This is a genomic window from Xanthomonas sp. LF07-6 (assembly GCF_034105445.1).
In the GTDB taxonomy this organism is placed as follows: Bacteria; Pseudomonadota; Gammaproteobacteria; order Xanthomonadales; family Xanthomonadaceae; genus Xanthomonas_A; species Xanthomonas_A sontii.
In genome coordinates this window covers 560,267-580,250 of record NZ_JAXGGI010000002.1, presented here as the reverse complement: position 1 = coordinate 580,250, position 19,984 = coordinate 560,267, and the positions used below count along the sequence as shown (strand labels likewise).

19 protein-coding genes are annotated in these 19,984 nt (G+C 65.1%); 10 read left to right on the top strand and 9 right to left on the bottom strand.

The genetic code is table 11. The annotated features are described in order from the left end of the window. The first annotated feature begins 86 nt into the window (after positions 1–86). The 4 genes from SLW56_RS07055 to SLW56_RS07040 all read left to right on the top strand — a co-directional run bounded on the left by SLW56_RS07055 (position 87) and on the right by SLW56_RS07040 (position 2,995). Positions 87–602, top strand: coding sequence for an alpha-L-fucosidase (locus SLW56_RS07055; protein WP_267083665.1), 516 nt, complete (start codon positions 87–89; stop codon positions 600–602). Beyond that, entirely contained in the window at positions 599–844 is a 246-nt protein-coding gene (locus tag SLW56_RS07050; protein ID WP_267083664.1) for a hypothetical protein, read from the top strand. The genes SLW56_RS07055 and SLW56_RS07050 overlap by 4 nt, the downstream gene beginning before the upstream one ends. A 1,200-nt stretch (positions 845–2,044) precedes the next feature. Continuing rightward, positions 2,045–2,599: a sigma-70 family RNA polymerase sigma factor gene (locus tag SLW56_RS07045; RefSeq protein ID WP_152237184.1), complete on the top strand. Its 555-nt coding sequence runs from the start codon at positions 2,045–2,047 to the stop codon at positions 2,597–2,599. Between the two features lie 162 nt (positions 2,600–2,761). Continuing rightward, positions 2,762–2,995 carry a RebB family R body protein gene (locus SLW56_RS07040; RefSeq protein WP_010343225.1) on the top strand — a complete coding sequence of 78 codons (234 nt, stop codon included), beginning with the start codon at positions 2,762–2,764 and terminating at the stop codon, positions 2,993–2,995. A 52-nt stretch (positions 2,996–3,047) separates the two neighbouring features. Here the strand turns inward: SLW56_RS07040 and SLW56_RS07035 are convergent, their stop codons facing one another. Continuing rightward, positions 3,048–3,509, bottom strand: a complete 462-nt coding sequence (locus SLW56_RS07035; RefSeq protein ID WP_267083662.1) for a hypothetical protein — start codon at positions 3,507–3,509, stop codon at positions 3,048–3,050. Here SLW56_RS07035 and SLW56_RS07030 point away from each other — a divergent pair. The 5 genes from SLW56_RS07030 to SLW56_RS07010 all read left to right on the top strand — a co-directional run bounded on the left by SLW56_RS07030 (position 3,493) and on the right by SLW56_RS07010 (position 6,875). Next, complete coding sequence (locus SLW56_RS07030; protein WP_048492052.1) at positions 3,493–3,966, top strand: hypothetical protein; 474 nt, start codon at positions 3,493–3,495, stop codon at positions 3,964–3,966. The two genes, SLW56_RS07035 and SLW56_RS07030, sit on opposite strands and share 17 nt — an antisense overlap. 43 nt (positions 3,967–4,009) lie before the next feature. Beyond that, positions 4,010–4,573 carry a hypothetical protein gene (locus SLW56_RS07025; protein WP_267083661.1) on the top strand — a complete coding sequence of 188 codons (564 nt, stop codon included), beginning with the start codon at positions 4,010–4,012 and terminating at the stop codon, positions 4,571–4,573. A 492-nt stretch (positions 4,574–5,065) separates the two neighbouring features. Next, positions 5,066–5,392, top strand: a complete 327-nt coding sequence (locus tag SLW56_RS07020; RefSeq protein WP_043091830.1) for a RebB family R body protein — start codon at positions 5,066–5,068, stop codon at positions 5,390–5,392. Positions 5,393–5,463: 71 nt separating this feature from the next. Continuing rightward, a complete protein-coding gene (locus SLW56_RS07015; RefSeq protein WP_152237187.1) occupies positions 5,464–5,805 on the top strand; it encodes a RebB family R body protein in 342 nt (113 codons plus the stop codon). Between the two features lie 215 nt (positions 5,806–6,020). Next, the gene (locus tag SLW56_RS07010) at positions 6,021–6,875 is read left to right on the top strand and encodes a Crp/Fnr family transcriptional regulator (protein WP_267083660.1); all 855 of its coding nucleotides are present in this window, start codon (positions 6,021–6,023) and stop codon (positions 6,873–6,875) included. A 224-nt stretch (positions 6,876–7,099) separates the two neighbouring features. On the opposite strand, the gene SLW56_RS07005 is transcribed toward SLW56_RS07010, so the two are convergent. Next, complete coding sequence (locus tag SLW56_RS07005) at positions 7,100–7,486, bottom strand: helix-turn-helix domain-containing protein (protein WP_267083659.1); 387 nt, start codon at positions 7,484–7,486, stop codon at positions 7,100–7,102. 150 nt (positions 7,487–7,636) lie between these two features. On the opposite strand from SLW56_RS07005, the gene SLW56_RS07000 reads away from it, so the two are divergent. Then, entirely contained in the window at positions 7,637–8,644 is a 1,008-nt protein-coding gene (locus tag SLW56_RS07000; RefSeq protein ID WP_267083658.1) for an NAD(P)-dependent alcohol dehydrogenase, read from the top strand. Between the two features lie 71 nt (positions 8,645–8,715). On the opposite strand, the gene SLW56_RS06995 is transcribed toward SLW56_RS07000, so the two are convergent. The 7 genes from SLW56_RS06995 to SLW56_RS06965 form a co-directional block, all read right to left on the bottom strand. After that, positions 8,716–9,066, bottom strand: a complete 351-nt coding sequence (locus tag SLW56_RS06995) for a SymE family type I addiction module toxin (RefSeq protein ID WP_320694557.1) — start codon at positions 9,064–9,066, stop codon at positions 8,716–8,718. Positions 9,067–9,471: 405 nt separating this feature from the next. Then, positions 9,472–11,307: an AIPR family protein gene (locus tag SLW56_RS06990; protein ID WP_320694556.1), complete on the bottom strand. Its 1,836-nt coding sequence runs from the start codon at positions 11,305–11,307 to the stop codon at positions 9,472–9,474. A gap of 29 nt (positions 11,308–11,336) precedes the next feature. Then, positions 11,337–12,170 carry a hypothetical protein gene (locus SLW56_RS06985; protein WP_320694555.1) on the bottom strand — a complete coding sequence of 278 codons (834 nt, stop codon included), beginning with the start codon at positions 12,168–12,170 and terminating at the stop codon, positions 11,337–11,339. 658 nt (positions 12,171–12,828) lie between these two features. Next, positions 12,829–13,683, bottom strand: a complete 855-nt coding sequence (locus tag SLW56_RS06980) for a serine protease (RefSeq protein ID WP_320694554.1) — start codon at positions 13,681–13,683, stop codon at positions 12,829–12,831. A gap of 310 nt (positions 13,684–13,993) precedes the next feature. Beyond that, the gene (locus SLW56_RS06975; protein WP_320694553.1) at positions 13,994–15,844 is read right to left on the bottom strand and encodes a beta-galactosidase family protein; all 1,851 of its coding nucleotides are present in this window, start codon (positions 15,842–15,844) and stop codon (positions 13,994–13,996) included. Between the two features lie 134 nt (positions 15,845–15,978). Next, the gene (locus SLW56_RS06970) at positions 15,979–18,321 is read right to left on the bottom strand and encodes a GH92 family glycosyl hydrolase (protein ID WP_320694552.1); all 2,343 of its coding nucleotides are present in this window, start codon (positions 18,319–18,321) and stop codon (positions 15,979–15,981) included. Between the two features lie 130 nt (positions 18,322–18,451). Further along, positions 18,452–19,894, bottom strand: a complete 1,443-nt coding sequence (locus SLW56_RS06965) for a glycoside hydrolase family 125 protein (protein WP_320694551.1) — start codon at positions 19,892–19,894, stop codon at positions 18,452–18,454. Positions 19,895–19,984 lie beyond the last annotated feature (90 nt).

Below are 19,984 nucleotides of genomic sequence, written 5' to 3'. Positions count from 1 at the left end.
CTGCCCGACCGACGATTGCGCGGAATCGCAATGCCGGACCGTCCGCTCTCTCCGCTCCGCCGGCTGGCCGCATTCGGCCTGACCGTGTGCTGGCCACGCCGCCGCTGCTCGCCGAGAACTTCGCCGGCGCCGCGCTGTTCGAGTACGGCGACGTGCGCTGGGTCGGCAACGCGGCCGGTGTGATCGAGGGCGAGAACTGGAACACCATCGATCGCCACGGCGACCTGCGCTGGCGCCCGGTCGAGGTGGATACGCCGCTGCACAAGCTGCAGTGGTTCTGGCACCCGAACAGCGACCAGACGCTGAAGAGCGTCGGCGAGCTGGTGCAGATCTGGGAAGACAGCGTCGGCCGCGCTGGCCAGTTGGTGCTGGGCATCGCCCCGGACAAGCGCGGCCCGCTGCCCGTGGCCGACGTCAAGCGGCTGGAGGAAATGGGCCAGGCGCTGCAGGCGCGCTACGGCGCCGATCGCAACCTGGTGCGCGGCCGGCTCAAGAGCGACGACAGTATCGCCGCGGCGGTGGACGGCGACCGCGACACCTTCTGGAACGCGCCGGACGGCTCGCACCACGCCACCCTGGAACTGCATTCAAGCAGCCGGTGACCTTCGACACCGCGCTCTCGATGGAATGGCTCAACGACGGCCAACTGGTGCAGAAGTACGCGGTGGAAGTGTTCCGCGACGGCGCCTGGTTCAAGGTGGCGCAGGCGATCGGCCACATGAAGATCGACCACTTCCCCGCGGTCACCGCCTCGCGCGTGCGCCTGAACATCCTGTCCAGCGTCGACGCCGCGCATATCCGCGAGTTCCAGTTGTTCAACGTGGGTGCTGCCGCTGCGCGCTGATCCCTGCCTGCGGCCTGCAACCGAAGCCGTGCCCGGCGATGCCGGGTGCGGTTTTTTTCATTGGCGCGATGCGCTGCCTTTGCGGCGAGAGCGTCGTCGTGCAGGACAGTGGTCCCGGACGCGGCGGCGACTCACCTCCCCTCTCCCCCCGGGAGAGGGGTTGGGGGTGAGGGTACGGCAGCACCTGGTCCTGAAGCACGAGCGCAGCCGCGCCGATCTGCAGGCATGCACCGCGTGCGCATGCCGCGTTTTGTAGTTCGTCGCCAGTTACGACCATTGGCTGCAGCTTGCGCTGGCAGAAGAACAACAGGTCCGAATGCAGCAGCGCCTGCGTGGAGCCGGGTGCGGCGCAGGGGCCACGTCGCGCTCGCCTGATCAGGAAGCCACCGAGTGGCGCGCGTCTTTCCGACGATCGCCTGCACTGCACAACTTCGTTCGATGGTGTGACATCGCATGCTATCGCCGGCGCAGCTGCAGCGCGGCGGCCTTCGAAGCGGCCTCGGCGAGAAGAGGACACACCTGCTGGATCGCGCACGCAGCGGCATGCGGCGCCATCCGCATTCACGGCACCGCCGCCGCCACGTTTACACGGTCGTCGCCCCCCATCCGAGCTTTGCGCCGTCTCGCTGACGCGGCGTGGCCAGGTGGCCGGGGTGTTCCGTCATCGTGGAGCAAGGCCATGCCCGACAGCGCAGAGGCATCCAGATTCCGCTCGGTGCGGTTCGAACGGCGCAGGCGGCTGCGACGGTGGGCGCGCCTGCGTCAGGCCTCTGCGTCACTCTGGCGTGCCTCGCGGTGGCCCTGGCGCCATCGTGGGATGCCCGCAGCGCGCCGCCAGCACGGGTGCCGCTACCTCCGGCAGCGGATGCCACGGCGGACATCCAGCAGGCGCCGCACGCGCTGCGCGACAACACGGTGCCGGATGCGCAGGTCGCGCTGCTGCGCTGAGCCGATTGCAAGACACGAACCGGGCCCGCTGTCTGTGCAGCGGGCCCGTTTTTTTGCGCGACTGGCGCACACAACCGCCGCACAACCGCTTTTGCCGTATGCGTGCGTAGACAAAGCACAGGCGCACGCCATCTGCCGCGCGGTTGTGCGTGCCTCGTCGCCGCCGTTGTCACCCAGGGAACAGCTATTGCCGCCGACCCCCACAGAGACTCGCCGCACAAGGGGATTTCGGAGCATGCGATGGAGATGGCAATGGAAAAGGCAGGCGTGACCGCCGCGCGATTCGCCGAGGCCGACGAGATGTTCACCCGCGCCTGGCGCGCCACCTTGCCGGATCTGCGGCGGCGCGCGCTACGTCTGGCCAACGGGCGCGCGGACGCGGCCGAGGACCTGCTCTCGGATACCGCGGTGAAGGCGCTGCTGTTCATGCGCCGCTCGCCGGAGGCGATGACCGATCCGCAGGGATTCCTGTTCGTGGTGCTGCGCCACGTGTTCCTGGACCTGGTGCGGCGCCGCCGCGGCGGCGGCGAGCCGCTGGACCGCCCCTCCGAGGCTAAGGAAGTGGACGCCGTGGCCGATCAAGCAATGACCGCCCTGCAACGCGCCGAACTGGAGGAGCAGATGGAGCGCGTGGTGACGGCGGTGGCGGCGCTGAGTCGGGAGCAGCGCCGGCTGTTCGCCTATCGCTTCGTCGAGGAGTTGCCGTATCCGGCCATCGCCAACCTGTTGCACATCAACCAGCCGCTGGCGCGCAAGCGTGTGGAACTGCTGCGCAAGCGGCTGCGGCTGGCGCTGGTGGCCGAATGAGCCGGCCGGCTGCCGCGGTTTCACAAGCCGCCCACGGCGGCGTTTTCCCTCCACGCCGGGCCGCACAGGGCCGCGGCATCGCGGGCGCCGCGGCGGGGCGCGGCACAGGCCACCCCCGTCGCGGCGCCTCCCCGGCAGGCGACATACCAAGGAACCAGGCTCATGGCAGACAACACGCTCGTCAATTCGCAGATCACCGACGCGGTCACCCAGACCAACGTCAAGGTGGTGGCCGAGGCGCCCGCCCAGGCGATCGCTTCGCTGTACCAGGTTTCCAGCCACTCCACCGGGCTGGCGCTGCAGAACGCGGTGCACAGCCAGCAGGCGCTGAACCAGGTCTCCAACGCCGTGGTGTCCAAGGCGGTGGCCCTGATCATGGCGATCGGCGAGAAGTGATGCAGTGCCGTGGCCCGCGCCGCGGCGGCTGACGCGGGCACCGATCCATCCATCAGGAGAGTGGCATGTGGCCTTTCGCAAGCAAGAAGACCCCAGGATCCCCGACGGCCGCCGCGACGCCGGCCGGCACGGCATCGGCGCCTGCATCCTCCGCGGCTGCGGCGCAGACGCCGGACGTGCCCGCGACGGCACCGTCGACCGCGCCGGTGACCACGGATGCATCGCCATCGGCAGCGGCCGGTGACGCCATGGCTGCGGCACCGGCTGCGGCGAGTTCCGCGTCGGCAACGGCGCCGGCGCGCAGCGAGGCCGGCGAGGGCGACAGCGCGCCCGCCGCTTCCGCAGACGCAGCGGCGCCCAGCGCCGCCGCTTCCGCCGCGTCCGCCGCCGACGCCGCGCCAGCGACAGGTGGCGATGGCGCAGGCGCCTCGCCGCCGTCCGCACCGCCCGCCGCGCCGGTGTCGCCGCCACCGCCACCGCCACCGCCACCGCCGTCCATGCTGAAGACGCTCAACACGCACATGCTCGCGCAGGCCTCGGCGGCGCGGCCGGCCAGCGACGCGCTCAACAGCAAGATCGTGCAGGCGGTGCAGCTCAGCAATGCCGAGACCATGGCCTATGCGCCGTCGCAGATCGTGGTCGGTTCGAACATGCTGATCAGCCAGGCCTCGGGCCTGATCGCGCAATCGGCGGCGGTGTACTTCGACGGCGTCAGCAAGATGGCGCTGGCCAGCCAGGGCGTGCTGCTCAAGCAGATGACCGAGAACCTGGCCGAGAACAAGCTGGAGCAAGCCGCCGAGGATGCGCTGGGCGTGCTGGCCACCGACGTGCTGGTCGGTGCCGCCGCGGCGGTCGCGGCCGCCGCCGGCGCGCTGGAGGCCGAATCGGCCGGCTTCGCCATCGACAAGATCGACCAGAGCATCGCCAAGTACGCGGACCTGATGCGCGGCCGCAAGTCCGCGTCCACGTAAGCCGTTCGCACCACCGGTTTCACCACACGCACAGGGGAGCACCATGCAAGACAACCAAGCATCCGATTTCGCCACGCTGCGCCAGTTCGCCGAGAGCTGGTTGCGTCGCCCACTACTTCCTCTCGAGGAGGAGCAACTGCGGCGCTTCGCGTCGGAAACGGCCGCACCGCCGGCCGCGCCTGCCGCCGAAACGGCCGGCGCCTCGCCGTCGTTGATCGATGCCGAGCGCGAGCGCGTGAAAGGCTTGATCCAGCAGATGCAGCAGACGATGCAGAACAGCCGGGGGGCGCTGAACGGCGCCACCGCGGCCAGCGAAGCGGCGGTGCTCAAGGCGATCGAGTCCGCCAACGCGCTCGATCAACTGCGACCGGGGCAGTTGCGGCCACCGCAGAGCGGCGAGGGCGGCAGCAACCACATGGTGATGGCGCAGATCGCCGATCGCCTGGCCAATCTCGTGCAGGCCGAAGTGCGCGCGTGCTTCGAGCGCGAGTTCGGCAGCCTGGCGCAGCAGATGCAGGCGGTGGTCGAGGCGGCGCGCGCGCAGGGACTCATCGCGGATGCGCCGGCGGCGGAGCCGGGAGCGCCATCGCCGCCTCCCTCTGCCTGAGCCGTTCCGTCGCACGGCGGCGCCTTCGCGTGTCCCCGCGAAGTTGCGCCGCCGTGCGCGTGTCGTTGCACGCGCACGCGTGCGTGGCACAGCATCGCGGCCGTGGCGTGCGGTCGCGTGCGTGGTGCGTTCGGTACGCGCATGGTGTGCTTGCGGCGCGCGCCAAGGGTTGCGTCGTGCCGATGCAGGGCGCGAGTGGCTGTGTGCCATCTGTGAGACAGCCTGATGCCACGTCGAGGACAGGAGCGCGTTCGCCTGCTGTGCTGGTGGATCGCATTGCATGGCGGCGGATGTCGCGAGAGAACACGCCCCACAGCAGTCGCAACACGCATCGGCCGAGGTCGCGGCGCATCGTGGCCGATGTTCCCTCGTCGCGCGCACATCGCGGCGAGGTTGGCGAGACAAACGCCGCACACGGTTTCACAGGTTCTGCACTGTCCCGTTTTCAGAGATCGTACGGCGTGGGCCGTACCCCAACCCAGGAGCGAACACATGGCATTTCCCACCGCGGTCAACGACCAGATCACCGATGCGGTCACCCAGTCCAACGTCAAGGTCATCGGCGAAGCGCCGGCCTTCGCGATGGCGTCGATCTACCAGAGCATGGCGCACTCGACCGGCATCCTGTTCGAGAACGCCGTCTCCGCGCAGCAGCAGCAGAACACCCTGGCGCAGGCGGCAGCCAACCAGGGCGTCATGCAGATCTACAGCCTGGATACCACCGCCGCTGCCGGCGCCACCGAGAAGGTCGCGCAGACCGGCGTCTCCGACAACCTCACCAGCCTGCTGACCGTGCTCAACGCGTTCAAGCAGTCCTGAGCCACGCGCGCTAACGCCGCTGCAGGGCAGCGGCGCTAGCCACGCCCTTCCTTCCCAACGAGGACCGTTCCATGGCCTATCCCACCGCAGTCAACAACCAGATCACCGACGCCGTCACCCAGTCCAACGTCAAGGTCATCGGCGAGGCGCCGGCCTTCGCGATGGGCTCGATCTACCAGAGCCTGGCGCACTCCAGCGGCATCCTGTACGAGAACGCGGTCGCCTCGCAGCAGCAGCAGAACACGCTGGCGCAGGCGGCGAACAACCAGGGCGTCATGCAGATCTACAGCCTGGATACCACCGCCGCCGCGGGTGCGTCGGAGAAGATCGCCCAGACCGGCGTGTCGGACAACCTGACCAGCCTGATGACCGTGCTGCAGGCCTTCCGCAGCGGCAAGCCGGCCGGCCTCTGAGTCGCGCACCGGTCCGGAACGGCGAACCCGTCGGGTCTCGCCGTTCCTCGTTGCGACGGTCGATGCCATCATTCGCTTCACCCCGCAGGCCGCGCGTTGCGCGCGCCTCGCCTGCACCATTGCCCACCCGTGCCTGGCGTACGCACCGGTCCTTCATCCTGGCCTGGCGCGTTCGACGCCCGGCGTCGTACGTCCTGCGTCCGAGAAGAGGGAGTATGGAGGTTCCAGCCAGCGTCCAACCGGAGGCGATCGAGCGTATCGTGCGCGACCACGATGGCGACGCTGCCTGCGCGGACAACGCCGGCCAGGCGCATCGGCGCCTGCTCGAGTGCGCGCCGCTGTTCCAGGGCCTGCCGGACTCGGTGCTGGACGACCTGCTGGCCCATGCCAGCGAATGCGTACTCGGCGCGGGCAGCGTGCTGTTCTTCAAGCACGACCCCAGCAGCTTCGTCGGCGTGGTCGTGCGCGGTCGCGTGTACAAGGTGCTGTACGGCCCGGACGGGCAGGAACTGATCGTCGGCGCGGTCGAGCCCGGCGGGCTGGTCGACGAGGCCGCGCTGCTGGAACCGCACGGGCGCAGCTTCACCGCCATCGCCTTCGGCGCCAGCGTGGTGCTGAAATTGCCGCGGCGCCACTTCAACGTCCTGCTGGACCCACCGCTGCTGCAGCAGCGCATCCACGCCCTGCTGCGCCTGCGCCTGCGGCAGACTCTGGACAGCCTGGAAAGCATCTGCCTGCACCGCCTGGAAGTGCGCCTGGCGCGCTACGTGCTGCGCCAGCTCGAACTGCAGGCGTCGCAACACGGGAGCGATGGCGCGATCGCCCTGCCGCCGAACCAGAGCATCCTCGCCGCGATGCTCAACGCCAGCCGCTCCAAGCTCAACGCACAGCTGCAGCGCTGGGTGCGCAGCGGCCTGGTCAGCCGCCGCCGCCATCTGTTGCGCGTGCACGACCTCGGCGCGCTGTATGCCAAGGCCAACCTGCAGGGGCCGGCGATGCCGTCACAGGACGGCGACGACCTGCCATCGCGCGCTGCGTGTGCGGAGTGGACGGATCGCCGCGCCGAGTGACGTGCGTGCTGCAGCACGAGATTGCGTGCTTGCGCCTGCCGATTGCGCGCCGCACTTGCTCTCAACTGATCGAGCGTTCTGTTCGCGTCTCGCAACGTGGTGGCTGGCAGACGCGACGCACCCCGGTCAGGAGTGCGCATTGATTCCGATGGCTGCCGATCTCGACATGCAAGAAGGCCGCGATGCGGCTGCTCGCCAGCTTTGCTAGGTGTGCATGCGTAGCGTCACGTCGCCATTGCCTCGCTATGCGCGCATTCCGCAGCATCAGCCGGCGCGCGCGACAGCTCGCGGGTGCGATACGACTCGCCCCATTCGCGCAAACTGATCAGCACCGGTGCGAGGGAGTGGCCAAGCGGCGTCAGCGCATATTCGACCTTGGGCGGCACCTGCGGATAGACGTGGCGCACGATCACGCCGTCCTCCTCAAGCTCGCGCAACTGCAGGGTCAGCATGCGCTGCGTGGCATTGGGAACCAGGCGCGTCAGTTCCATGAAGCGCTTCTTGCCGGAGAGCAGGTGGAACAGGATCACCGGCTTCCACACCCCGCCGATCACCGAAAGCGTGACTTCGACCGCGCAGCCACTCTTGCCATCCAGACGTTTCAGACGCATGGTCGTTGTACCTACAAAATTGATAGTACCTGCGAAAATTGTACGTTCTTGCGATGCAGGAACGTGCATCCCGACAATGCCTGCAATGCTGTTTCGCTGCAACTGACGCGGCGCTGCCCCTCGCCACTTTCCCCCAAGGATGTCGTGCCCATGAAAGCCATCACCCTGCGCCAGCCCGCTGGCCTCGAGAACCTCCGCCTCGTCGATCTGCCCGACCCCGGCCAGCCGGGCGCCGGCGAACTCCGCGTGCGCGTGCATGCCAGCTCGCTCAACTTCCACGACCTGGGCGTGGTGACCGGGCGCATGCCCAGCGCCGACGGCCGCATTCCGATGTCCGACGGCGCCGGCGTGGTCGAGGCAGTGGGCGAGGGCGTGGACGAGTTTGCCGTGGGCGATGCGGTAGTCTCGACCTTCTTCCCGACCTGGCTGGATGGCGGTCCGACCATCGCCGATTTCGCCACCGTGCCCGGCGACGGCGTCGACGGCTATGCACGCGAAACCGTGGTGCGCCCCGCGCACTGGTTCACGCACGCACCGCGCGGTTACAGCCACGCCGAAGCGGCGACGTTGACGACCGCCGGGCTCACCGCCTGGCGCGCACTGGTGGTGGACGCGCGGCTGAAGGCCGGCGACACCGTGCTGGTGCTCGGCACCGGCGGCGTGTCGATCTTCGCCCTGCAGTTCGCCAAGCACATGGGCGCCACCGTGATCGCCACCTCGTCCTCCGACGAAAAACTCGCGCGTGCGCAGGCGCTGGGCGCGGACTTCACCATCAACTACCGCCGCGACACCGACTGGGCGGCCAAGGTGCTGGACTACACCAACGGCCGCGGCGTCGACGTGGTGATCGAAGTGGGCGGCCCCGACACCCTGGGCCAATCCATCCAGGCCTGCCGCATCGGCGGCCACATCGCCCTGATCGGCGTGCTCACCGGCATTGCCGGCCAGGTGCCGACGGTGGCGCTGATGCAACGCCACCAGACCCTGCAGGGCCTGATCGTCGGCAGCCGCCGCCACCAGCGCGACATGGTCCGCGCCCTCGACGCGACCGGCATCAAACCGGTGGTCGACCAGACGTTTGCGCTTGCAGATATCGCCGATGCGTTTGCGCATCAGGCGGCGGGGAAGCATTTTGGGAAGTTGTGCTTGTCGATTTAGGATGGGTCGGGGGCGAGTGCGCTCTGCCCCCTGTTCCGCCATCCTCTGATGTGTGGTGGAAGAAAGTCGTGTCAGTTCTTGCTGGCCACGCTCACCACCAGTTCGCCGTCGCGTACCTGCACGCGCAGCGTACTGCCGATGGTGAAGCCCAGTTCTTCCATCCAGCGGCCGCCCAGGCGCAGTGCAGGCGTGCGCTTGCCATTGGCGGAGTGGCCGCAGCCGACGGTGCACTGCTGTGGCGGGCGTGGGCGGCGGGGCGGGCGCGAGGCGCGGGCAAGATCGGCGGCATTGGCGGCGGCGACCTGTTCGGGCGTCAGCATGGGGGTGAGCGACGACTCGACGATCGTCCACTGCGGGCAGTGGCGATGCTTGTGCGACTTGCGCTTGCAGGGAGCGGCGGGGCGGGGTGACGGTTGACGCATGGCACAGCCTCCTTGGCAGACAGAAACCCGCGCCGAACGGCGACGGGATGTCGGGAGGTTAGAAACCGCACGTAGCCGGCGGGCTTATTTCCCCGAAGGGTATTGTATTCGCCGCCCTCCCGACGCAGACAGCGCGTCGGAGTGTGCCTGCGAACAGGCACAAAAAACCCACCGGTTTGACGGAGGTGGGTGCCGCTACGTGAGGAGTTTCTACGCTCCTTGGAGGGATGATGGTGCTACTGGTTTTTGAGGATGTCAACTGGTTTAGGTTGAAGAGCGATGGTGCGCTTTCTAGTATGCCTGGCTCCGCTATCGCAGCCGCCACAGGTTGAAAGGGATTCTTCAGAACCGACTACCTACTATGATCGCGCGTCGGAAAAGTTAACCTGACCCCGTTGCTCTGACCTAGCTCGCGAACGATGCTCGCGTCTCAAGCTCACGAGCCAGCGCGTCTTTCAGGTCCGTCTCGAACATCGGCTGTTTGAAATAGCGCGTGAACGAGAAATCCTGACCTCCCTTTCGCGTCACGCCGTTCGGAAAGGTCTCGGGATTTGTTTGGAATCTTTCTCGGACTTCCATTTCAAAACGCTTCCAAAACCCACCTTCCTCAAATATGACTTGCTTAATTGTCAGAGGGTCGAGTACGGTCGAGAGTTCAGTTAGAGCGACAAAAGCATGGATCATGCCGTAGTGATATTTTTCGAATCGACGATTTGCGCCCCGATTTTTAAAGATTTGTGCGTAAACAGCGTACCCCATAGACCATTTTTCGAAGGCCTCCATGTCGCTTAGCATGTCAACTTCAAAGGGGTTCAGCTGGAAAAGTCGCTTTTGATTGGCTCTCTTCAGATCGCCATTGGCGGCGTAGTATATGCGCCAAAAACTGTTGCGTTCGACAATTGAGTTCTTATCGATGTAGCCATCCCTAACGCCGTCTGCAAACTCACCGCGCTTCCTCTCGTAAAGCGCGCCATACCGTTCAAAGACGATCTGCTGAACTGCTTTGTGGAATGAATCGTTCGAGAATCTATCTGCGTTGAAGACCGGAGTCTGCCGATTTGTCGCAGATGATATTTCGTCAATCAATCGCCCCTTGTCTTCGGGTGCGCAGTCCGAAACGGTGATCACTTTTAGCATGATCTCCTTGTTTCCAAATACCGCTTCGGCATCCACCTCAGGGTCGCTATAAATGCGGCTCAAGGTGAACGAAGTCTGCCCGCCGTTTATGATCTGCGGGTTCTTCACGTAGAGCTGTGCCTTGCTGTGCTGTCCAATTCTTTCGTTGATGCTTGTCTCTTCCGACAGCATGGTAATTCCGTTGTTGTAGAGGGCAAGCTCATTGGTTTCAGAGCTTAGTACGGTTTGACGGATCGCGTTATTTACTGATTGCCCCTCGTGCTCAAGGTAGCTTCTTGGGTTGAACTTCAGGACAGCATTCTTGTAGGTGTGCATGATTCGCGCAATCTCGATTGCGGGCACAAAAAGCACAGTGATCTGGCAGTCGGCGTACTTTGTCGCTACTTCATAGCTGATCTTGCTACCTGCATTTTTGTTGGACAAATCGATCGGAAGGGTGATATCCGATGCTGTGAAATAGGTGCCGGACAGGACGGGAAACACTAATTCCCGATAAGTCCTCTCAGAGTCGATGATGTCGATTGGATATCCACCAACGAGTTGTTGGAGCTTCTGGCGGGGAGGGTTCGGTAGATTGGCAAGAATTACTACGACGTAGCGATATCTCGCTATGTCCTCGACCTCACCAACTTCCCGTTGGAGTTGTTTAATCTTGCCGGCGTACTCATTTCCAGACTCATCTGTACTTTGGCCACCGAGGATGCGGTCAACATCCATCTGCAAGAGCTCTTCGAGTGTTATTTCTTTGGACTCAAAGTTGACCTCCGTAGTTCGAAACTTACTTTGAACTACGTACAGGGTGCGTGTGGCGCGATCAATGTAGTAAGCGTCTATGCCGCCGTCATAGCCACCATCAGTCACGTACTTTTCCCGCTCCTCAAAGTCCGTAAGGCCGAACATGACTTTCAGGTACAGATGAATCATCGCGCGCGCGCGCGCCTGGTTTTGCTCTTCCGGCGCCGATGGGGCGCGAGGGTATTTCCGTGAGTATCGTTCCGGAGCCTCACGTATGACGCCATCGAGGATGTTGAGCAGGTAGACGTAGCGCATAAGCCCCCTTGGCTGTTCGGCTTGGCAGACACTAATGTAACGGGTCAGGTTCACTTAGGAAGCCAACCTGACCCCGTTACTCATTAGGGCGCGCCATCTGCGTAATTCTTGTGAATCTGCTGGCGAACCGAGGCATCTAGGTCGGCGAGTGAGTTCATGCGATCTAGGAGCGCGCTATAGGTCACGACTTCTACGACCGTGGTCCTTCTGTCCTCGCCAAGATGCCAGTTGAACTCTAGGAAGCCATTCCGCGCCGGCTCTATCGCGAGTGTTCCGTCTTCGTGCGCTCGCGCGACAAACAGATCACCACCCAGGACAAGCATCGGGTGCCAGAATATGGCGCGCTTGTACTTGTCGGTTAGAACATCCCGTCTTTCCTCCCAGCTCGCCATGTCCGACTCAATGTACTCGGCCATCTTAAGCAGCGAGTGGTAGACGTCATCTGGGTGGTGGGCCATCCAATCTTTGCTTTGATCCTTCTTCTTTGTCAGCACGCAATACTGTGAGAACAAATGCTCCTTTTCCGGATTTCTACCCTCGTAGAAATCAATCGGCTTCTCGTAGAACATGTCTTCTGGGGTTGTGAACCACTTGATGTAGCTCTCGGTATCGGCGTTTGGCGTGTTAGGACGCTCGGTTAGGAGGGCGAATGGGTAAAGGTTGTTGACTACTTCGCCTACCACAAATGTGGTTGCGTGGCAGTCATTAGTAGATGCGTCGTAATAGTAGTACTCCGAGACGAAGTCTATTTCGCGAGACTTGCCAGTAAAGCGATCACGAACTACCTGATTGGGCTCTACGAAGTAGCCCGCAGCGTCTAGAAGGCGAACGACTCTCGACTCGAGCAGGTATCCCGATCGCTCAAGGCACTCGCCGATCTCGGCAATCGATATGCTTGGAGGCTTCGAATCTGTCATGACGCGCCCTAACGCTTGAATTAAGCCGACCCGCGAAGCGGGTTCGGCTTGAATGAATTGTTAGGTGCCGCTTTGTGAAACGCGGACAGTACACTAGAACGCCATTTCTGAGGCCTGAACCCAAAAGAAGATGGATGAGGTACATAGCAAAGCGTTGCAGGGTCAACTAAGGGCAAAGGCGGGAGTCTGTCAGCCAGGCTCTTGCCAAGGACAAGCACAAAATCTGCGTCTAGTTCTCCAAGGGTTGCTGGCAAGCACTCTGCCGCATGACTCCACATCTCTACGGTGGGCCGAACCCTAGCTTTACCGCTTGGAAAGGACTGAACGTAGTTGGTGAACGCGACAGAATCCCAAAAGGCGCACTTCTGCTCTAGGGACAAAGGCACGCCTGGCTCGACGTCTAGGAACAACTTGGCCACTTTGGTGAAGAAAGCATGCCCACTCTCTACTTTGGCCAATGTATTGATGCACCAGCAGGTGAAATCAGAGGTTTGACGATCTGGCGTTCCGTAATGAGCCTCGCCGAGGAGAGCTACACGGACGCCGCCAAGCCCACTCTTGTTGTAGTTCTCGCCTATCCAAGGATCGAATAGTCTCATGCGGCACCTGACGCCTGAGTTAGGCCGAACCGCGATGCGGTTTCGGGTTAAATGAATTGTTAGGTCGCAGCTTCGGCGCGATCAATGTGCGCAGTGAGGGCATCTTGCATCTCACGTAGACGGCTCGCTTTGATTACAAAGCCAAGGTTGTTAGGAATTGTTGAGAACGCTACAGCCCTTTGCTGCGTCGGCACATTGATGATGCGTACTTCGCCGGAGGCTGTGTGCTGTGGACCAGCATAGAGAAGCCCGAGCAACTTTATTCTGGAGCCGCCGACAATGGTCCCTTGCCTAGTGGACCATGTGCCGGTGTTGAATAGAAAAATCGGTGAACCACTGGATCCCGGAAAGCAGGCTGCATCCACTACGAATTCCTTCCGGCCCTCGTAGTCTAGCTTCGGGTGTGTTGCTGTAACTCCCCGTCTCAAGATGGGCATGTTGTTTGACGAGTCCCAGATGCCATTGGGATACCCGATCATCAGGATGTCTTCTAGTGCGGTAAGGTCATCAAGCTCTTCTTGCGTCGGAAGGAGCGACTCATCAAGCGATACAAAGAAGAAGCGCCTACCCAGTGAATCGCAGTGAGCGAGCAATGGATTGATTGGCATGACACATAAGTCAACGCTCTCATCAGGATGTGGCACCCAACCCTGACCGAATTGGTTTATTGCAACGGCGAGGTGTTCACCAACTCTAGGGCCGTTCTCGTCGTTACGCAGCGTCAGATGAATCTTGCCGTTTGGGGCGCCAGCAACAACATGCTTGTTAGTTACGATTGCCGGTATGGTTTGGTCGGATTCCTTGCCGCGAAAGCTGAAGAAGAATCCCGTGCCAGTTCCGGCAGAGCCATCCAAATAGCTCGTTTCGATGCGAACCGTAGAGTGAGCAAGTTGTTCTGAAGGACTAAGTAACATAATTTCTCTGCGGCCTAACTATTATTCGGCGAAAAATGTTGTGTAACAGGGCGTGGTCTGCTGGTGCCGCTACCTTTCGAAGCAATGCCCGCCTCAAATCAATCTTTCAACGCTCCCGCTGTCACATAATCCCCGCGTCTAATCACACTGCCGTTCCTAGTGCATCCCCGCATCAGCCCGACGCTACCACTTGTTGACGGCCGTCACAAGTTAAAGGCCGCTCGGCGAACCGCCGGCGGCCTTAATTTGTAGACAAGTTGTTTGACCCCGCGCCATCCGGATTTACCGGACGGCGCGCTCCGCGAGTAACTCAATTACTGGGCGCACTCCAAACCTGCCCCTTAACCCCACGCACTCTCGCATCCGCCGCGTTATCCAGATCGAAGACAATCACACTGTTCCCGCCCTTGCGCTGCCAAGGCGCCGGAAAATACAACGCCCGCTGCGGCCCGATATTCCAGTGCCTTCCCAGGTTGTGGCCATTGGCCCAGGCGAAGCCTTTGCCGAAGGCCTGCATGTCCAGGAACGTATCGGCAGGCGTGCCGATCTTGAGGGTGCCGCGGTGGAACGCGGGGCCATCGACCTTGGCGGTGGTCCAGCCGGTGAGCTTGCTCGGGTCGTCCATCGGCAGCGGGAAGGTCTGCCAGCCGGTGAGGGGCTTGCCGTCGAGCAGCACGGGGTCGACCAGGCCGGCGTGGCCGTCGGGGAGGTGGGCGCCGTAGTTGATGCGGCCGGTGTTCTCCACCAGCACGTCGAGGGTGTGGGGGCCGGCTGGGATGTCCACGTCCACCGCCACTTGTTGCAGGCGGCGCTCGGCGCTGCCGGCCAGTTTTCGATCGACGTAGACGCGGGCGTAGTCGCGCACGTCGCCCAGGTACAGGCTGCCCTTGCGTGGGCCGGTGACGGTGGTGCGGTAGAGGATGTAGCCGTAGGCCTGGCCGTAGCGCTCCATCGGCTGCGGGGTGTCGGTGGTGGCGGCCGGGGCGGGCAGGTTGTCCCAGAGTGAGGCGGATTCGCGCAGCGGCGTGGCCGGCAACTCGGCGAAGCGGATCGGCGTGGGCAGCGCCGGCGGGGCGATGCCGGTGACGCGCTGGATGGCGTCGCGGAACATGGTGAACTTGGGAGTGGGGCGGCCGGCTTCGTCGAGCACGGCGTCGTAGTCGTAGCTGGTGGTCTGCGGGGCGTAGTGGTCGCTGGGGTTCTTCTGGAAGTTGGCGCCATTCATGAAGCCGAAGCTGGTGCCGCCGACGAACATGTAGAGGTTGGCGGAGTGGCCCTGGCGCAGGATCCATTCGAATTCGCTGGCCTGCTTGGTAGCATCGGTGGCCGCGTGCTTCTCGCCCCATTGGTCGAACCAGCCGGCCCAGTATTCGCCGACCATCTGCGGTTGCCCGGGGCGGAACTTGGCCAGGGTCTCGAAGGCGTTCCTGGCGTCGCCGGGGGCGAAGTTCACCACGGCCAGGGTGTCGGGCAGGGTGCCGTTGGCGAGCACGTCGGGGCCGTCGGCGGTGAACAGCAGGGCCTTGTCGAAGCCGGCCTGCACGAACATGGCGCGGTTGCGGCGCATGTAGGCGTGGTCGTCGCCGTAGGAGCCGTATTCGTTCTCCACCTGCACGGCGACGATCGGGCCGCCGTTGCCGTTGAGCCGCGGTTTGACCTGGGCGGCGAGGGCGTCCAGGTAGGCCTGGCTGGCGGCAAGGAAGCGCGGATCCTGGCTGCGCACGCGCATGCCGGGTTCGGCGAACAGCCACGCCGGATAGCCGCCGGCTTCCCACTCGGCGCACACGTAGGGGCCTGGGCGCAGGATCACGTTGAGGCCTTGCGCGGCGGCTTCGTCGACGAAGGCGGCGATGTCGTTGTTGCCGCTGAAGTCGAACTGGCCCGGCCGCGGTTCCACCAGGTTCCAGAACACGTAGGTCTCCACCGTGTTCAGGCCCATCGCGCGCGCCTTCTGCAGGCGGTCCTTCCAGTAGGCGCGGGGGATGCGCTGGAAGTGGATGGCGCCGGAAATGACCTGGTACGGCTTGCCGTCGCGGATGAAGTGATCGCCCTGGGTGGCGAAGATGGGCCAGGCGGTGCTGCTGTCGGCCGCGCGCACGTGTGTGGCGGGCAGGGCGAACGCCAGGGCGAGGGCGAGAGCGGCGAGGGTCTTACGCGGCATGGGGGATTCTCGAAAAAAGCGATGCGATTGCGACAGTAGGACGACCGGAGCGCGCGCCGTCGTGCATCGGGTCACGCACAGGCGCGGATGTGGGGAACCACCAATCCCGATTCCCCAATCCCGATTCCCGGCCGTCAGCTAAACGATGGCGGCAGATCGTCCTTGCCCGCGCCGAACGCGGTGTTGGGCTTGGGCCCCATCTCCAGTTCCAGCGTGCCGCCGGCAGCGAGGTCGGCATGGCGCAGCCAGCTGCGGGTGTAGGGCTTGCCGTTCCAGCGGGCGCTCTGGATGTAGACGTTGGTCGCGCTGTTGCCGTGGGCGACGATGCGCAGGGTGCGGCCGTTGCCCACGTCCAGTTCGGCGCGCTTGAACAGCGGGCTGCCCAGCACGTAGTTGGCGCTGACCGGGTCCACCGCGTACAGGCCCAGTGCGCTGAGCACGAACCAGGCGCTCATCTGCCCGCAGTCCTCGTTGCCGGACAGGCCGTTGCGCGCGTCGTGGTACTGCTCGCGCAGCAGCCGCCGCACCATCGCCTGGGTCTTGTACGGCTGCCCGGCGTAGGCGTAGAGGTAGGCGACGTGGTGGCTGGGTTCGTTGCCGTGCGCGTACTGGCCGACCATGCCGTCGATGTCCGGCGGCGCGTCCGCCGGCAGCTCGGAGCTGGTGGTGAACAGTTCGTCGAGCTTGGCGACGAAGTGGTCGCGGCCGCCGAACAGGTCCATGTAGCCGTACAGGTCGTGCTGGTTGAGGAAGGTGGCCTGCCAGGCGTTGGACTCGGTGAAGTCGCGCCACTGCGCGCTGTGGCCCATCGCGCGCGGATCGAACGGGGTGGCCCACTGGCCGTCGCTCAGGCGCGGCTGCACGAAGCGGCTTTCGCGGTTGAACACGTTGCGGTACTGGCGCGAGCGTTCGCGCAGGTGCTTGGCATCGTCGTCGGCGCCGACTGCCTGCGCCAGGTGCGCCACCGCCCAGTCGTCGTAGGCGAATTCCAGGGTGCGGCTGACCGATTCGTCGACCTTGTCGCAGGGGATGTAGCCCATCTTCCGGTACAGCGCCAGGCCGTGCACGTCGTCGTCCATCGCGCGCTTGCGCCAGGCCGGGTAGGCGGCTTTCCAGTCGATGCCGGTGAAGCCCTTGGCATGCGCCTCGGCCAGCACCACGGCGGAGTGGTAGCCGATCATGCAGTCGGTCTCCACGCCCTGCAGTGGCCAGATGGCGACGCCCTGCGGGCATTCGTGGGCACCGCGCACCAGGCACTGCACCAGGTCGGGCACGCGCTCGGGCTGCACCAGGGTCAGCAAGGGATGCAGGGCGCGGTAGGTGTCCCACAGCGAGTAGGTGCTGTAGTTGTGGTAGCCGGCCGGCGCCTGGTGCACCTGCAGGTCCATGCCGCGGTAGCGGCCGTCGGTGTCGCTGAACAGGGTCGGCGCGATCAGGCTGTGGTACAGCGCGGTGTAGAAGATGCGGCGCTGCGCCTCGTCGTCGCTGTCGATGCGCACCCGCCCCAGTTCCTTTTCCCACGCCGCCACGGCGGCGGCGTGCACGCGGGCGAAATCGAAGTCGGGCAGTTCCGCGTCGAGGTTGGCCAGGGCGTTGTCGGCGCTGACCGCGGAGATGCCGACCTTGACCAGCAGCGGCGCGTCGGCGGCATCGGGGTAGTGCAGGGCCAGTTTCAGCCGGTTGCCGTCGGCGCTGCGCGCGGTCGCCGCCAGCGGCTGGTCGTCGACATACAGCTGCGCGCTGGCGAACGGCCGCGACAGGCGCATGGCGAAGTAGATGTAGCGGCCCTTGGCCCATTGGTAGACGCGGCGGCCGCCGGTGACGGTCTGCGCGTCGACCAGGCGCAGGCTGGCGTCTTCGACGCGGGCGGGGATCTCGGGCTTGTCCTGCATGCCGTGGCACAGGTCCAGCAGCAGGTGCGCCGGCTTGCCCTTGGGGAAGTGGTAGCGGTGCAGGCCGGCGCGCGCGGTGGCGGTGAGTTCGGCATGCACGCCGCTGTCCTTCAGGCGCACGCGGTAGTAGCCGGGCGAGGCGGCTTCGTCGGCATGGTCGTAGCGCGAGCGGTAGCCGGTCTCGGGGTGCTCGCGCGTGCCGGGCTGCAGCTTCACCGGGCCGGTGGCCGGCACCACCAGGAAATCGAGCATGTCGCCGATGCCGGTGCCGGACAGGTGGGTGTGCGAGAAGCCCATGATCGAGCCGTCGTCGGCGTGGTAGCCGGAGCAGGCGTCCCAGTCGGCGTTGTAGGTGTCCGGGCTCAGTTGCACCATGCCGAACGGCAGCGTGGGGCCGGGGAAGGTATGGCCGTGGCCGCCGGTGCCGATGAACACGTCGACGTTGCGGGTGAGCTCGGCCTTGGCGCGCGCATCGGCCGGCAGCGCGTAGCTGCCGGCGCGTGCCTGCGCCAGGCGCGCGATGCCGCTGCTGCCGAACAGGGCCAGGGCGATGGCGCCCTGCAGGAAACCGCGTCGTGTGGCCATGGTGCTGTCCTCGGGGTGTGCGGCGGTGCGGTGGGGGTGTGTTTGCTGTTGTGGGAAGGACTTCCGTCCCGACGCGTTGTCGGTCAGGCCCGTCGGGACTGAGGTCCCTCCCACAGATGCAGTGATCGCGTCAGGCCTTCAGCAACTGCGGCTTGCGTTGGTGCAGGTCGATGATCAGTTCGCCGAACAGGGTGTTGGCCCAGGCGAACCAGTCGCGGGTGAAGGTGCTCGGGTTGTCCTTGTCGAAGGCCTCGTGCATGAAGCCGCTGCCGGCGTCGGTGGTCTTGAGCCACTGCAGGCACTGGCGGATCTGCGCGTCGTCGTCGCTGGCCAGGGCGTACTGCATCAGCGACATCGGCCAGATCGTGCCGAGGCCGCTGTGCGGGCTGCCCACGCCGTCGGCGGCACGGCCGCGATAGAAGTACGGGTTGCGCTCGCTCCAGGCCAGTTGCCGGGTGCGCAGGAACACGGGATCGCGGCGATCGCAGCAGCCCAGGTAGGCCAGGCTCAGCAGGCCGGGGGCGTTGGCGTCGTCGATGAACAACTGGTTGCCGTAGCCGTCCACCTCGTAGGCCCAGAACGGCTGGCCGTCGGCGTCGCGCATCTGCCCGAACTGACGGGTGGCGGTCTCGACCTGGTCGGCCAGGGCGCGGCATTCGCCGGCGAAGGCGGCGTCGTGATGCAGCGCCTCGCTCATCGTCGCCAGTTGCCGCAGCGAGGTCACCGCGAACAGGTTGGCGGGGACGAACAGCGGGTACAGGCAGGCGTCGTCGGACGGGCGGAACATCGAGTGGATCATGCCGTTGGGCCGGGTCGGCTGCCCGTAGCCGTCCAGCACCAGGGTTTCGGTGGCCAGCGGCGAGGGCCGCTGGAAACTGTACGGGCCGCGGCCGTGCAGGCGCTGCTGCTCGCGGAAGGTGCGCACCACCACGTGCATGGCCTCGCGCCAGTCGTCGTCGAACGGCGCGGTATCGCCGCTGGCGCGCCAGTACTCGTGCGCCAGGCGGATCGGGCAGCACAGCGAATCCACTTCCCACTTGCGCTCGCCGACGCCGGGCTTCATCTCGGTGATGTCGGCCACCGACCACTTCAGGCGCTGGCTGGTGCCGTCGGGCAGGAACGCGTTGGCGTAGGGATCCAGGCGGATGCAGGCGGCCTGGCGCTGGATCAGTCCATGGAACATGCGCCGCAGCGCCGGGTCGCGCTTGGCCAGCGGCACGTAGGGATGCACCTGCGCGGAGGAGTCGCGCAGCCACATCGCCTCGATGTCGCCGGTGATGACGAAGGTGTCCGGCTTGCCGTTGCGGGTGCCGGTCTCGACGGTGGTGTCGAGGGTGTTGGGGTAGCAGTTCTCGAACAGCCAGGCCAGGCGCGGATCGGCGATGCCGGCCTTGACCGTGCGCAACTGGCGCTCGACCGCGGCGCTGACGAAGCGGCGCTTGCTCGGCGGCGGCCGCTTGCTGGGCAGCGCGGCGGAGGCCGATGCCGCGGCGGCGGCCGGCAGCGCCCCGCTCAACAGCGCGGCGCCGGCGCTGGCGCCGAGGAAGTGGAGGATGTCGCGGCGGGTGGGCATGGCCTGGAACGCTCCGTGGAATCGACGAACGCTCCCGGCGCGGGCCGGCACCGGGGGAGGCGCCGGCCGCGGCCGGGAGGGCAGGTTGAT

What these genes read in the sequence shown, in the direction of transcription:
- SLW56_RS07000 (WP_267083658.1), top strand. Translation starts at nt 7,637, where the DNA reads ATGAAAGCCATCACCCTGCGCCAGCCCGCTGGCCTCGAGAACCTCCGC.
- SLW56_RS07025 (WP_267083661.1), top strand. Translation starts at nt 4,010, where the DNA reads ATGCAAGACAACCAAGCATCCGATTTCGCCACGCTGCGCCAGTTCGCC.
- SLW56_RS07015 (WP_152237187.1), top strand. Translation starts at nt 5,464, where the DNA reads ATGGCCTATCCCACCGCAGTCAACAACCAGATCACCGACGCCGTCACC.
- SLW56_RS07020 (WP_043091830.1), top strand. Translation starts at nt 5,066, where the DNA reads ATGGCATTTCCCACCGCGGTCAACGACCAGATCACCGATGCGGTCACC.
- SLW56_RS06980 (WP_320694554.1), bottom strand. Translation starts at nt 13,683, where the DNA reads ATGTTACTTAGTCCTTCAGAACAACTTGCTCACTCTACGGTTCGCATC.
- SLW56_RS06965 (WP_320694551.1), bottom strand. Translation starts at nt 19,894, where the DNA reads ATGCCCACCCGCCGCGACATCCTCCACTTCCTCGGCGCCAGCGCCGGC.
- SLW56_RS07040 (WP_010343225.1), top strand. Translation starts at nt 2,762, where the DNA reads ATGGCAGACAACACGCTCGTCAATTCGCAGATCACCGACGCGGTCACC.
- SLW56_RS07030 (WP_048492052.1), top strand. Translation starts at nt 3,493, where the DNA reads ATGCTGAAGACGCTCAACACGCACATGCTCGCGCAGGCCTCGGCGGCG.
- SLW56_RS06985 (WP_320694555.1), bottom strand. Translation starts at nt 12,170, where the DNA reads ATGACAGATTCGAAGCCTCCAAGCATATCGATTGCCGAGATCGGCGAG.
- SLW56_RS07005 (WP_267083659.1), bottom strand. Translation starts at nt 7,486, where the DNA reads ATGCGTCTGAAACGTCTGGATGGCAAGAGTGGCTGCGCGGTCGAAGTC.
- SLW56_RS06975 (WP_320694553.1), bottom strand. Translation starts at nt 15,844, where the DNA reads ATGCCGCGTAAGACCCTCGCCGCTCTCGCCCTCGCCCTGGCGTTCGCC.
- SLW56_RS06995 (WP_320694557.1), bottom strand. Translation starts at nt 9,066, where the DNA reads ATGCGTCAACCGTCACCCCGCCCCGCCGCTCCCTGCAAGCGCAAGTCG.
- SLW56_RS06970 (WP_320694552.1), bottom strand. Translation starts at nt 18,321, where the DNA reads ATGGCCACACGACGCGGTTTCCTGCAGGGCGCCATCGCCCTGGCCCTG.
- SLW56_RS07010 (WP_267083660.1), top strand. Translation starts at nt 6,021, where the DNA reads ATGGAGGTTCCAGCCAGCGTCCAACCGGAGGCGATCGAGCGTATCGTG.
- SLW56_RS07045 (WP_152237184.1), top strand. Translation starts at nt 2,045, where the DNA reads ATGGAAAAGGCAGGCGTGACCGCCGCGCGATTCGCCGAGGCCGACGAG.